Origin of the sequence: Mycobacterium sp. 663a-19, from assembly GCF_035616495.1 — a bacterium.
Lineage (GTDB): Bacteria > Actinomycetota > Actinomycetes > Mycobacteriales > Mycobacteriaceae > Mycobacterium.
Map to the genome: position 1 here is coordinate 38,495 of NZ_JAPJAV010000009.1, position 12,053 is coordinate 50,547.

The 12,053-nt window shown below is 70.3% G+C and carries 13 protein-coding genes; 5 read left to right on the forward strand and 8 right to left on the reverse strand.

Going from position 1 to position 12,053, the window contains the following annotated elements:
• Positions 1–2: 2 nt before the first annotated feature.
• Both OQ968_RS16960 and OQ968_RS16965 read right to left on the reverse strand, forming a co-directional pair.
• Complete coding sequence (locus OQ968_RS16960) at positions 3–911, reverse strand: class I SAM-dependent methyltransferase (protein ID WP_324679910.1); 909 nt, start codon at positions 909–911, stop codon at positions 3–5.
• Positions 908–1,855, reverse strand: coding sequence for a class I SAM-dependent methyltransferase (locus tag OQ968_RS16965; protein ID WP_324679912.1), 948 nt, complete (start codon positions 1,853–1,855; stop codon positions 908–910). Before OQ968_RS16965 ends, OQ968_RS16960 begins: the two co-directional genes overlap by 4 nt.
• A gap of 106 nt (positions 1,856–1,961) precedes the next feature.
• Here OQ968_RS16965 and OQ968_RS16970 point away from each other — a divergent pair, with 106 nt between their 5' ends.
• Together OQ968_RS16970 and OQ968_RS16975 are read left to right on the forward strand one after the other, a co-directional pair.
• Positions 1,962–2,738, forward strand: coding sequence for an SDR family NAD(P)-dependent oxidoreductase (locus OQ968_RS16970; protein WP_324679914.1), 777 nt, complete (start codon positions 1,962–1,964; stop codon positions 2,736–2,738).
• Positions 2,735–3,949: a zinc-binding dehydrogenase gene (locus tag OQ968_RS16975; protein WP_324679916.1), complete on the forward strand. Its 1,215-nt coding sequence runs from the start codon at positions 2,735–2,737 to the stop codon at positions 3,947–3,949. Before OQ968_RS16970 ends, OQ968_RS16975 begins: the two co-directional genes overlap by 4 nt.
• On the opposite strand, the gene OQ968_RS16980 is transcribed toward OQ968_RS16975, so the two are convergent.
• Positions 3,946–4,980: a dihydrodipicolinate reductase gene (locus OQ968_RS16980; protein ID WP_324679918.1), complete on the reverse strand. Its 1,035-nt coding sequence runs from the start codon at positions 4,978–4,980 to the stop codon at positions 3,946–3,948. The two genes, OQ968_RS16975 and OQ968_RS16980, sit on opposite strands and share 4 nt — an antisense overlap.
• 23 nt (positions 4,981–5,003) lie before the next feature.
• Positions 5,004–5,639, reverse strand: coding sequence for a class I SAM-dependent methyltransferase (locus OQ968_RS16985; RefSeq protein ID WP_420715938.1), 636 nt, complete (start codon positions 5,637–5,639; stop codon positions 5,004–5,006).
• 74 nt (positions 5,640–5,713) lie between these two features.
• Between OQ968_RS16985 and OQ968_RS16990 the strand changes: the two genes are divergently transcribed.
• Positions 5,714–6,580, forward strand: a complete 867-nt coding sequence (locus OQ968_RS16990; RefSeq protein ID WP_324679923.1) for an AraC family transcriptional regulator — start codon at positions 5,714–5,716, stop codon at positions 6,578–6,580.
• On the opposite strand, the gene OQ968_RS16995 is transcribed toward OQ968_RS16990, so the two are convergent.
• Genes OQ968_RS16995 through OQ968_RS17005 form a run of 3 tightly spaced genes read right to left on the reverse strand, consistent with a single transcriptional unit; the run spans position 6,553 to position 9,061 of the window.
• Positions 6,553–7,428 carry an MBL fold metallo-hydrolase gene (locus OQ968_RS16995; RefSeq protein ID WP_420715939.1) on the reverse strand — a complete coding sequence of 292 codons (876 nt, stop codon included), beginning with the start codon at positions 7,426–7,428 and terminating at the stop codon, positions 6,553–6,555. The two genes, OQ968_RS16990 and OQ968_RS16995, sit on opposite strands and share 28 nt — an antisense overlap.
• The gene (locus OQ968_RS17000; protein WP_324679927.1) at positions 7,425–8,075 is read right to left on the reverse strand and encodes an L-fuculose-phosphate aldolase; all 651 of its coding nucleotides are present in this window, start codon (positions 8,073–8,075) and stop codon (positions 7,425–7,427) included. Before OQ968_RS17000 ends, OQ968_RS16995 begins: the two co-directional genes overlap by 4 nt.
• Positions 8,072–9,061, reverse strand: coding sequence for an NAD(P)-dependent oxidoreductase (locus OQ968_RS17005; protein WP_324679928.1), 990 nt, complete (start codon positions 9,059–9,061; stop codon positions 8,072–8,074). Before OQ968_RS17005 ends, OQ968_RS17000 begins: the two co-directional genes overlap by 4 nt.
• 30 nt (positions 9,062–9,091) lie before the next feature.
• On the opposite strand from OQ968_RS17005, the gene OQ968_RS17010 reads away from it, so the two are divergent.
• Entirely contained in the window at positions 9,092–10,453 is a 1,362-nt protein-coding gene (locus OQ968_RS17010; protein ID WP_324679929.1) for a xylulokinase, read from the forward strand.
• Between the two features lie 12 nt (positions 10,454–10,465).
• Positions 10,466–11,128, forward strand: a complete 663-nt coding sequence (locus OQ968_RS17015; RefSeq protein WP_324680206.1) for a GNAT family N-acetyltransferase — start codon at positions 10,466–10,468, stop codon at positions 11,126–11,128.
• Here OQ968_RS17015 and OQ968_RS17020 read toward each other — a convergent pair.
• Positions 11,125–12,051, reverse strand: coding sequence for a class I SAM-dependent methyltransferase (locus OQ968_RS17020; RefSeq protein ID WP_324679932.1), 927 nt, complete (start codon positions 12,049–12,051; stop codon positions 11,125–11,127). The genes OQ968_RS17015 and OQ968_RS17020 overlap by 4 nt on opposite strands.
• Positions 12,052–12,053: the final 2 nt, after the last annotated feature.

Below are 12,053 nucleotides of genomic sequence, written 5' to 3' on the forward strand. Positions count from 1 at the left end.
CCCTACTTGAGGGTGGCGGCGACGTAGCTCATCTCCCCGAAGGTGGCCGCCATCTCGTCCTCGGGGAACTCAAACCCGTTGCGCGCATACAACTCCCGGGCGGGATGGGGCGTCACCTCCCAACCGTGGGTGGTCAGGTAATCGAGGACCACGTTGCGCTCGCCCCGGTAGAACAGGTCGGCCGCGTTGAGATCGAAACCGAACCGCTGCCACCGCTCGGAGATCCGCTGCAGGCGCTCATCTGAAAAGGCGTTCGGGTCGGGCACGTGTTCGGTGGCCAGCCGGCTGCCCGGCGCGCTGAGCGCGGTGATGTTGTCGAACAATCGATCCTGCGCCTCCGGCGGCAGGTAGGGCAGCAGGCCCTCCGCGCTCCACGCCGTTGGCCGGGTGACGTCAAATCCGCCCTCGCGCAATGCGGCGGGCCAGTCGTCGCGCAAATCGACGGCGATCGCGCGGCGTTCGGCGGACGGGGCGGCGCCGAGGTCGGCCAGCGTATTGGTCTTGAACGCGATCACCTGCGGCTGGTCGATCTCGTAGACCACCATGCCGTCCGGCCAGCGCAACCGGTAGGCCCTGGTGTCCAGGCCGGAGGCCAGGATCACGGCCTGCCGCACACCATCGTCGGCCGCGCCGATGAAGAACTCGTCGAAAAACCTGGTCCGCACCGCGATCTGCTCCCTGCGTGCCTTGCGGTTGAACAGCGGATCGTCCTCGAAATCCAGCTCGCCGTCGATGATGCGGACGAAGGGGTCCAGTCCGACCGCGCGGACCAGCGGCTCGGCCAGCGGATCGTCGAGCAGCGGATCGGGCCCCTGCGACGCCACGGCGCGGGACGCGGCGACCATGGTCGCCGTCGCTCCCACGCTCGACGCCGGTCCCCAGCTGTCGCCGTCGGTGCGTCCCGACGTCATTTCAGGTAACCCTTCACGTAGCGCATGTCGCCCATGCGCGTGTCGGCGCCGTCGAGGGGTGGAAGTCCGTTGTCCGCGAACAGGTCCCGGATGCTGATTCCGTTCACGTCCCAGCCGTGGTCGGCCAGGTAGGGAGCCGCCTCGTTGCGCTCGCCGAAGTACACCAGCCCCGCCATGTCGAGGTCGAAGCCGTGCGCGCGCCACCGTTCGGAGATGCGTTGCATGCGTTCCTTCATCTTCTCCTCGTCGCCGGGCTGCGGGTTGGGCGCGCTTTCGGTGGCGAACCGGCTGCCCGGCGCGCTGAGCTCGGTGATGGTGTCCAGCAGGCGGTCCTGCGCATCCGGCGGCAGGTAGCCGAGCAGTCCCTCGGCGCTCCATGCGGCCGGCCGGGCGGGGTCGAATCCGGCGGCGCGCAGCGCGGCGGGCCAGTCGTCGCGCAAATCGACCGCGACCACGCGCCGCTCGGCGGTCGGCGCGGCGCCCAGCTCGGCCAGCGTGCGGGTCTTGAATTCGACGACCCGCGGCTGGTCCACCTCATAGACGACGGTCCCGGCCGGCCACGGCAGTCGGTACGCGCGGGAGTCGAGCCCCGAGGCCAGGATCACCACCTGCGTGATGCCCGCGCTCGTCGCCTCCAGGAAGAACTCGTCGAAGAACTTGGTGCGCACCGCCATGTTGTCGGCCATGCGCGACATGGCCCCGGCGGACCCCGCGGAGGCGCCGTCGTGCGCGTCGTTCAACTCGTCGGGGTTCACCTCGCCGGTCGCCAGCCGGGTGAGCAGGTCCACCCCGACGGCCCTGACCAGCGGCTCCGCGTAAGGATCGTCGATCAGCGGACGGTCGTCCCGGCTCGCCACCGCGCGGGCCGCCGCGACCATCGTCGCGGTCACGCCGACGCTGGAAGCCAGGTCCCAGGTGTCTCCGTCGTACCTGGTGGAAGTCATGCTCTGCCCCTATCGCATGTAATTAGCCCGTCTCGGTGAATAATTAGACAGTATAACAAGCTCCCAACCACTGTATTCCCGCGCCGATTCGCGGCAACCTTGACGGATGGCGTATGCGGCAGCGGGTAAGCGGGTGCTGATCACCGGCGCTTCGTCGGGGTTGGGGGCCGCGCTGGCCCGCCAGCTCGCCGCCCGGGAAGCGGTGGTGGGACTGGTCGCCCGCCGCCGAGACCGGCTGGGCGAGGTGCTGGCCGACTGCCGGAAGGCCTCGCTGCAATCGGCGATGTGGGTGGCCGACCTGGCCGACACCGCCGCGCTGCGGGATCTGGCGCTGGGCGCGTGGGATGCTCTCGGCGGCGTCGACGTGCTGATCAACAACGCCGCGATCCCGAAGCGACGGCCCGTCACCGACCTGGATCCCGACGAGGCGGAGAACGTCATGCGGGTCAACTTCTTCGCCCCGATGCGACTGACGCTGGCGCTGCTGCCACGGATGCTGGCCCGCGGATCGGGCCTGATCGTCAATGTGTCCAGCGTCGGCGGGCGGCTTCCGATCATCCACGAAACCGCCTATTGCGCAAGCAAGTTCGCGCTGTGCGGATGGAGCGAGGCGATGGCCGTCGACCTGCACGGCAGCGGGGTCTCGGTCAAGCTGATCGAGCCCGGCCCGGTCGACACCGAGATCTGGGACCACCCGGGCAGCGAGGAGCCCCTCTACCAGGGGCCCAAGGTGCCGCCCGACGAAGTTGCGGCCGGCATCATCGACGCCCTGGGCAGCGACACGTTCGAGCACTATGTCCCGGACATGAAGGCGGTCGTGGACGCCAAGAACGCCGACCTCGACGCCTTCATCGCCGGGGTGGCCGGGATGGCGCCGCGATGAAGGCGCTCGTCTACGGCGTGCCGCCGGAGCCGCCGCCGGGACCCGACGACGCCCTGACCCGCAGCCCGGTCGCACTGAAGCAAGTCGCGGATCCCCAACTGCTGCACGACGATTGGGTGATCACCCGGCCCCGGCTGACCGGCATCTGCGGCTCGGACTCCAAGCAGATCCTGATGGACTTCGGCGAGGACGACGTCGACAACGCCCTGGCCGCGTTCTGTTCCTTCCCGCAAGTCATGGGTCACGAGGTGGTCGCAGACGTGGTCGCGGTGGGGCCCAAGGCCCGCGGACTCGAGGTCGGGCAGCGGGTGGTGCTCAACCCGTGGCTGTCGTGCGGGCCGCGCGGCATCGAACCGCCCTGCCCCGCCTGCCGAAGCGGCGACTACAGCCTGTGCTGGAGCTTCACCGACGGCGACATCAAGCCCGGCATCCACACCGGGGTGTCCGCCGACGTCACCGGCGGCTACGCCGAACTGATGCCCGCCCACGACAGCATGCTGTTCGGGGTTCCCGATTCGATTCCCGACGAGCTCGCCGTGTTCGCCGACCCGTTCTCGGTGTCGCTGCACGCCATCACCCGCCACCCGCCGCCCCGCTCGGGCCGGGTGCTGGTGTATGGGGCCGGCTCGCTGGGGTTGTGCGCGGTCGCGATTTTGCGGGCGCTCTATCCCGACGTGGCGGTCGCGGTGGTGGCGCGGTTCGACGCCCAGGCGGCGCTGGCCCGGCGGTTCGGGGCCGCGTTGGTGGTGGGCCACGAGCCGCGCCTGGCCCTCATCGAAGAGATCGTCGCCTGGGGCGGCGGCCGGTTGCGCCAGCCGCTGCAGGGCTTGCCCATGGCCTACCCGGGTGCCGTCGACGTCGTCTACGACACCGTCGGCAAACCGGAGACGTTCGAGGTCGGGGTGCGGGTCCTGCGCTCCCGGGGGACGCTGGTGAAGGCCGGCGTCCACGCGCCCGGCCGGTGGGAGTGGAGTCCGTTGTATTTCAAGGAGATCAGCTGGGTCGGGTCCAATGCCTTCGGGGTCGAGGAGGTCGACGGGCGGCGCAAGCACGCCATCGCCCACTACCTCGACCTGGTTGTCGACGGCCGGGTGGACCTGGGGCCCATGCTGACCCACACCTTCCGGCTGGAGCAGTGGCGCGAGGCGTTCCTCGCGATCGCCGACCAGGGCGAGAGCGGCGCCGTCAAGGTCGCATTCGACCAGCGTTAGACCAGCGCGCCCGGGGATCCGGTGATGGGCAAGTCGATTGGGGTGATGACGCCCGGTCGTGCGTCGCACAGGAACGGGATGGCGTTGACGGCCGCGACGGCGGTGCTGTCCATCAGCACGGTCATGACGTCCTCTCCGGGCTTGCCGAACCGGATCGTCGCGTCGACGTATGGCTCGCCTTCGATCACCACGCTGAAACCCTTGGGGTCGGTCCATTTTGGCTCGAGCGCGTCGTCGCTCATGGTCCAGCAGATGGCCAGCTCGACGACCGGGCGGCCGCCGCGAAATCCTCGATAGGTGCGCCGCTGGCCCCCGGCGGTGCCGGCGGCGTAGCCCACCCAGCCCAGATTCAGATCCCGGGTGAGGACGGCGGGCTCGACGAACGCCTCCTTGGCGTCGAGTTCGGTACCCAGCATGGCGGCGATCATGTCCAGCGTCTCGAAGTAGCCGAGGCCGTAGCGTTGCGTCGCCGGGTCGAGGTGTGTCACCGGCTCGCGGGGCGGTTTGCCGAATCCGAGCACCTTCCACACGTCTTGCACGGGATAAGTTGTGCAGTCCAGTGTTTCGACGAGCTTGACGCTGCGTACCCGTGGGCAGGCGCCGGTGAGGAAGCCGGCGACGACGTTGATGAAGCCGGGCTCGAATCCCGTTCCCAGGAACGTCGCTTGGCCCTGTCGCGCGGCCTCCTCGAGGACCGGGAGTTCGACCGGGTGATGGGTGCCGGTCAGGAAGTCGCCCGTGGTGACGACGTTGATGCCACGGCGCAGCATCGTTTCCACCAGTTCGTAGTCGATGGCACGCGGCATGTAGTTCACGCAGTCCGGCGCGAGGTCCAGCAACGCGTCGACATCGCTCGTCGCGGTGACTCCCGTCGGGGGCCGGTCCGCGAGCACCCCCGCGTCGCACCCCACCTTGTCCGCGCCCAGGGCGTGCACGCCCACGACCTCCAAGTCGTCGCGGTCGAGCAGGATGCCGAGCGCTCGCTTGCCGATGTTGCCGGTTGACCACTGAACCACGCGGTAGGGCGCCATGGCGTCAACCGTAACGGGCGCCCTCAGGGCCGGGTCGCGCGATAGTAGGTGAGCCGTCCGACCACGCGTTGCCGATGCGTGGCGACCTCGGTGCAGTCGAAACCGGCACCGCGCAACAGGCGCGGAATCGCGTCGCCGAGGTTGCCGGCCGCGTGCGGGCTGCGCCTGATGAGCCGCGCCAGCACGCCGCCATCGGCCGCCGTGTCGCCGCCGATATCGACCAGGTGCAGCCTGCCGCCCGGGCGCAGGACCCGGAAGATCTCCTCCGCCGCAGCGGTTTTCGCGTCGTCACTCACATGGTGCAGCATCATCGATGACAGCACCCGGTCGAATTCGCCGTCGGCGTACGGCAGCCGCTCGGCGTAGCCGCGCTCGAAGCGGATCCCGTCGGTCTTTCTCCGCGCCCGGTCCAGCGCCCGCGGGTCGGGGTCGCACCCGACCGCGTCCAGGTGGGGATAGCCGCGTTTGGCCCGAATGATGAGATTGCCGGTGCCGCAGCCGATTTCCAGCACACGATGGCAGTCGGCGAGCTCCGCCTGCGCGATCAGAGACTCGTGGACCCTTTTCATGCCCAGCAGGCGAGAGATCAGGTCGTAGCAGGGCAGCAGCGCGTCGTGGCCGGCGGCGGGCAGGTAGTCATGTGGATGATGTTTCGTCACAGCATCCATGGTGAACCGGTGAACTGGCCGAGAATTGGGTGATCATCGGTGAAAGTAGGACTATCTTTGGCGACATGACACGTCCAGCTCGGATGGTTCGGCAGCGTGCGGGCGTGCCGATCTACGAGTACCGGACCGATCCGGACACGCCGCCGGTGTCGGTGGTGCGGTCGGGGCCCGAGGATTTCGTCGAGCGCGGTCGCCACATTCACGACTTTCCGGCCCTTTGGTACCTTCCCGCGGCCGGGCTGGTCCACGTGGCGGCCGCGGGTCAGGTGCTCGACCCGGAGCGGCTCGAGCATCGAGACGCCGGGGTCGCCGTGTTCTTCGACCCCGCCGCGCTCGGTGAAGACGCGCGATCGCCCTGGCCGGCGTGGCGGGCGCACCCGCTGCTGTTCCCGTTCCTGCACGGCCAGGTCGGCGGGATACTGCGCCTGGATGTGCCCGCAGCGCGGCGGGCGGCGTGGGATGCGGCGATAAGTTCGATCGAAACCGAGCTGCTTGCGCGCCAGGACGGCTATCGGCAGGCGGCGCTGGCACATCTGACCCTGTTGCTGATCGACCTCGCCCGGCTGGCCGGGCCCGTGGTGGCCGAGCTGCGGCGCAGCGGTGAACCGCTGCTGGCCGAGGTGTTCGACGTGATCGACCGGCGTCACGCCGGGCCGTTGTCGCTGCGCGACGTCGCCGGCGAACTCGGCATGACCCCGGGACACCTGACCACCGTGGTGCGCCGCCGCACCGGGCGCACGGTCGGGGAGTGGATCACCGAACGCCGCATGGCCACTGCTCGCGCGTTACTCACGGAAACCGACCTGCCGGTCGCGGAGGTTGCGAGGAGGGTCGGCATGCCCGATCCCGGTTACTTCAGCCGGTTATTCGGCCGGGCGCACGGCGCCTCGCCCCGCGAATGGCGTCACAGGGATTCGATGTCCAGCCAGTAGTCGACGTCGAAGCCGTCCTCGACGGCGCGGATCGTCGCACCGCCGCGGCCCGGGTAGTGCGCGGGTATCACGGCGGCGTTCGCCCGGGTGGCCTCGGTGAGGATCCGGCGCCGGGTGGCCGCGGCGGCGGCCCCGTCGATGTCGAAGGCGCAGGCGTCGTCCGGTCGGCGCAGCTGCAGCGGGCTATGGGTGAGGTCGCCGACGAAAACCGCGGACCGGCCGGCGTCCAGCCACAGCACCGACGAACCCGGCGTGTGGCCGGGCGCGGGCCGCAGCCGCAGCGACTCGCTGATCCGATAGTCGTCCGACCATTGCACGATCTGCGCATCGACGGGCAAGACGCTGTCGGCGAAGACGAGTTGATTGCCGGGCTCCTGGCCCGCGGGTCCGTCCGGCGAGAAGTGGTGGTAGTCGGCGGCCGGTATCAGGTATCGGGCGTTGGGAAACGTCGGCACCCAGGTGTCGTTCTCGCGCATGGTGTTCCAGCCGACGTGGTCGGAATGGACATGGGTGTTGACCACCACGTCCACCGCGCTGCGGTCGATGCCCGCCGACCGCAGCGCGGCCAGGAAGCCGGTGTTCAGATGATCCAGGGCCGGCAGATGCGGTCGGGCGCGGTCATTGCCGACGCCGGTGTCCACCATGACGGTCAGCCCGTCGACCTCGATCACCCAGCTCTGGATGGCGACGTGCCAGCTCGCGGTGTCGGGGTCGAAGAAGTCCGGCACCAGCAGGTCGGCGTTGTCGCGCCAGCCCTCGGGCGGGGTGTGGGCAAAGGCCTGGGTCGGCACGTCGAAGCGCGTTTCCAGCACCCGCGTCACGCTGGCGCGACCGAGTTGTGTCTTCAATTCGCGCGCAGATAGCTATAGACCATCCCGAAGTTGCGGTTGACTTCCTCGGGAATGTCCACCGGCCCTCCGAGAGCCTTTGCGCCCCAGACGATTTGGGCGGTGCGCTCGACCAGGGCGGTGATGTGCATGACCTTGTCCGGCCGCGGCCCGACGGCCACCAGGCCGTGGTTGGCGATCAGCGCCGCGCCCCGGCCTTCGAGCGCCTTGACCGCGTTGAGGCCGACCTCCGGCGTGCCGGACGCCGCGTACTCGCTGCATCGAACGTCGCCGCCGCAATAGACCGCGAACTCGTCGATGCAGGCCGGGATCGGCTCGTGGGCGATGGCGAACATGGTCGCCCAGATCGGGTGGCTGTGAATGACGCTGCCGATGTCGTCGAATGCCTTGTAGCACGCCAGGTGCAGCTTGGATTCCGACGACGGCGAGCGGCCCTCCGCGGCCTTCAGCACGGTGCCCTCGGGATCGACCAGGACCAGGTCGTCGAGCTGCATGTCGCGATAGTCGACCGACGACGGCGTGATGACGATGTTGCCGTCGGAGCGCCGCGCCGAGATGTTGCCGGCGGTTCCCTCGACCAGGCCCCGGCGCAGCATGTCCCTGGCGGCGTCCAGCACCGCGGTTTCCGGATTGTCGACAAACTTCATGACCCGAGCACCTCCGGGTTGACGATATGGGCGGGCGTCCTGCCGGACAACAGCGCCTCCAGGTCGTCGGCGACCATCTGCGCCTGCCGAGCCTCAGTGTTCCACGTGGCGCCCCCGATGTGCGGGGTCAGCACGACGTTGGGCATGCCCACCAACGGGTGATCGGTCGGCAGCCATTCGCCGACGAAGTGATCCAGCCCGGCGGCGGCCACCTTGCCGGACCGCAGGGCGTCGACGAGCGCGTCGGTGTCGTGCAGCTGGGCCCGGGCGGTGTTGACGAAGACCACGCCGTCGCGCATCGCCGCGAACTGGTCGGCGCCGATCATCCCGATGGTGTCGTCGGTGACCGGCGCGTGCAACGAGATGACGTCGGCGTCGCCGAGTAGCTCGTCGAGGGAATGCCGGGCTTCGTCGTTGTACGGGTCGTAGGCGATGACCCGCATGCCCAGCCCGGTCAGCCGCCAGCGCAGCGCGCGGCCGACGGCGCCGAGGCCCACCAACCCGGCGGTGAGCCCGGCGATCTCCCAGCCGCGGAACCGCTGATACGGGATGATGCCGTCGCGAAACATGTTGCCGCTGCGGACATCCGCGTCGGCGGTCAGCACGTGGCGGGTGGCGGCGAGCAGCAGCGCCACCGCCATCTCCGCGACCGCGTCGGCGTTGCGGGCGGGCGTGTTCAGCACCGGGATGCCCGCCGCGGTGGCGCCGGCGATGTCGACGTTGTTGGGGTCGCCCCGGGTGGACGCTATGGCAATCAGGGCGCGCCGCCCCTGGCCGAACACCGGTCCGCGGACCGAGTCGCTTTCCACCACAACCACATCGGCGCCCTCGGCGGTGATGCGTTCGGCCAGCTGTTCCGGACTGTAGATGCGCAGCGGGTTCTGCTCGATCCACGGGTCGTACACCACGTCGGCCAGCTGCTGTAGCTTGGCGAACCCCGGTCCGCGCAGCGGGGCGGTCACCAAGGCACGCGGTCTTGACGTCACGAACCCTAATGCTGGCGTACGGTGACGCCCGTGTCACGTGAAGGCGTCACGATCGGCATCGACGTGGGCAGCACGGCCGTCAAGGCGGTGGCCGCCGACGCCGACGGCCGGGTGACGGCGCGGGCGCGGATCCCGCACGGGTTGCGGGTACCGACGCCCAATCGGCTGGAGCACGACGCCGACGAGGCGTGGCGACGGGGCCCGCTCGCGGCCCTCGGCGAGCTGCGTCCCGGGCCCGAGGTCCGGGCGGTCGCGGTCGCGGCGATGGTGCCCTCGATGACCGCCGTCGACGCCGGGGGAACGCCGCTGACGCCCGGCCTGCTGTACGGCGACGAGCGCGGCCGGGTGCCGGGAGAACAGGCTCCGCCGCTGCCCGCGCTGGGGGAGGCCGCCGAGTTCCTGCGCTGGACGGCCGCCGAGGCGCCCGGCGCGGCCGGTTACTGGCCGGCGCCGGCGGTGGCCAACCACGCCCTCGCGGGTGAGGCGCTCATCGACGTCGCCACGGCGGCCACGGCGTTCCCGCTGTTCGACGGGACGGGCTGGAACCCGACCGCATGCGCCGAGCGTGGCGCGACCTTCGAGCAGATGCCGCGGGTGGAGACGATCGGGACGGCGGCCGGGCAGGTGCGCGGGACCGGCGCTGTGTTGGGGGTCGGGGCCATCGACGCGCTGTGCGAGCAGATCGTGGCCGGCGCCGATCGCGACGGCGACGTGCTGGTGATGTGCGGCACCACGCTGATAGTGTGGGCGATCCTGCCCGAGGCGCGGCAGGTGCCGGGCCTGTGGACCATTCCGCACACCACCGCCGGGAAGAGCCTGATCGGCGGCGCCAGCAACGCCGGCGGCCTGTTCCTCGGTTGGGTGGATCGCCTTGTCGCACCGGGCGACCCGGAGTCGGCGGGCCCGCATCGGGTGCCGGTGTGGTCGCCCTACATCCGCGGGGAGCGCACGCCGTTCCACGACCCGGACCGCCGCGCCGTGCTCGACGCCCTGGACCTCACCCACGACGCCGCCTCACTGCGCCGGGCCGCCTACGAGGCGTCGGGCTTCGTCGTTCGTCAGCTCATCGAGCTGAGCGGGGCGCCGGCGGCGCGCATCGTCGCGACCGGCGGCGGCACCCGGCTGCAGCCCTGGATGCAGGCCATCGCCGACGCCACCGGCCGGCCGGTGGAGGTGTCCGCGGTGGCCGAGGGCGCGGCGCTGGGAGCGGCGTTCCTCGCGCGCATCGCGGCCGGGCTGGAGACGACGATCGCCGACGCCGCCCGCTGGGCGTCCACCGACCGCGTCGTCGAGCCCGATCGGGGTTGGGCCGCGGCGATCGAGGAGCGCTACCAGCGTTTCCTGGAGCTGGGAAATCGACCATCCGAGGCGATACCTCCGGCCGCGATCTAGTCTGGTGCAATGATCGCCGACCACGACCGCAAAGCCGTCCGCCGAGAGATCGCCGACGCCCTGTTGAACGCCCTGGAACGCCGGCACGAAATCGCCGACGTCGTCGTCGAGTCCGAGAACAACGCGGCCGCGGTCGAGGCGATCGTCAACTTGCTCGACACGTCGCATGCCGCCGCCGAAGCGGTGATGGGCATGTCGTTTGCTCAGCTGACCCGCGACTCGCGCGGCAAGATCCTTGCCGAGCTCGAGGACCTGAACAAACAGCTGAGCTTCACGCTGGGCGAGCGGCCGGCCAGCTCCGGCGAGACGTTGGAGCTGCGGCCCTTTTCCGCCGAGCACGACCGCGACATCTTCGCCGCGCGCACCGAGGACGTCGGCGCCGCCGGCGACGGCTCCGGCGGCCCCGCGGGCAACCTCGACGACGAGATCCGCGCGGCGCTGCGACGCGTCGACGACGAGGAGGCTGCCTGGTTCGTGGCCGTCGACTCGGGGCAGAAGGTCGGGATGGTGTTCGGCGAGCTGGTCGGCGGCGAGGTGAACGTGCGGATCTGGATTCACCCCGAGCACCGCAAGAGGGGTTACGGCACCGCCGCGCTGCGCAAGTCACGGTCGGAGATGGCGTATTGCTTCCCTGCCGTGCCGTTGGTGGTTCGGGCGCCGGCGGCCAAACCCTAAGCTAGCACCGCCGAGACGTATCGAATGTCGCCGAACGCGACTATCGACGCTTCGCTGGGGAAGTCAAAACCGTTGGCGGCGTACAGTTCTGGAGTGCCGTGCACCGTCGGCCGCCAGCCCCGCTCGCGTAGGTAGGCCACCGCGTCGTTGCGCTCGCCGGGGTAGACCAGGTCGGCCCAGTTGAGGTTCAGCCCCAGCCGGCGCCAGCGCTCGCTGATCTCGCGGCCCCGCTTTTCGATGCGGTCGCGGATGTTCGGCACGTAGCCGGTGCCCAGCCTGCTGCCGGCGGCGGACAGCGCGGTGATGTTGTCGAACAGGCGGTCCTGCGCGTCCGGCGGCAGGTAGCCCAGCAACCCCTCGGCGATCCAGGCCGCGGGCCGCGTGGTGTCGAATCCGCTGGCGCGCAAGGCGTTCGGCCAGTCGTCGCGCAGGTCGATGCCCACCGCCCGGCGGTCGGCGGTCGGGGTTGCGCCGAGGCCGGCCAGGGTGCGGGTCTTGAACTCGATCACCTTCGGCTGGTCGATCTCGTAGACGACGGTGCCGGCCGGCCATGCCAGCCGGTAGGCGCGGGTGTCGAGGCCGGAGGCCAGGATGACCGCCTGGCGGATGCCGGCGTCGGCGGCGTCGGTGAAGAACGAGTCGAAGAACCGGGTGCGGACCGCCATCCCCTCGCTGAGCCGCCGCGGGGTGAACGCGGGATCGTCCTCGGCGCCTTCGATTTCGCCGTTCATCATCCGGATGAAGGCGTCCACGCCCACCGCGTTCACCTGGGGTTCCGCGAATGGGTCGTCGATGAGCGGGTTCGGGCCCTTCGAGGCCATCGCCCGCCGGGCGGCCACCGCGGTGGCGGTGGCGCCCACGCTGGACGCCAGATCCCAACTGTCGCCTTCGAAACGGCGGGTATCGCTGTCGGTATCGGCCACGG

Excerpts from the sequence above, each read along its gene's own strand:
- OQ968_RS16980 (WP_324679918.1), bottom strand. The coding sequence starts at position 4,980 with ATGGCGCCCTACCGCGTGGTTCAGTGGTCAACCGGCAACATCGGCAAG.
- OQ968_RS16970 (WP_324679914.1), top strand. The coding sequence starts at position 1,962 with ATGGCGTATGCGGCAGCGGGTAAGCGGGTGCTGATCACCGGCGCTTCG.
- OQ968_RS16990 (WP_324679923.1), top strand. The coding sequence starts at position 5,714 with ATGACACGTCCAGCTCGGATGGTTCGGCAGCGTGCGGGCGTGCCGATC.
- OQ968_RS16975 (WP_324679916.1), top strand. The coding sequence starts at position 2,735 with ATGAAGGCGCTCGTCTACGGCGTGCCGCCGGAGCCGCCGCCGGGACCC.
- OQ968_RS16960 (WP_324679910.1), bottom strand. The coding sequence starts at position 911 with ATGACGTCGGGACGCACCGACGGCGACAGCTGGGGACCGGCGTCGAGC.
- OQ968_RS17000 (WP_324679927.1), bottom strand. The coding sequence starts at position 8,075 with ATGAAGTTTGTCGACAATCCGGAAACCGCGGTGCTGGACGCCGCCAGG.
- OQ968_RS16965 (WP_324679912.1), bottom strand. The coding sequence starts at position 1,855 with ATGACTTCCACCAGGTACGACGGAGACACCTGGGACCTGGCTTCCAGC.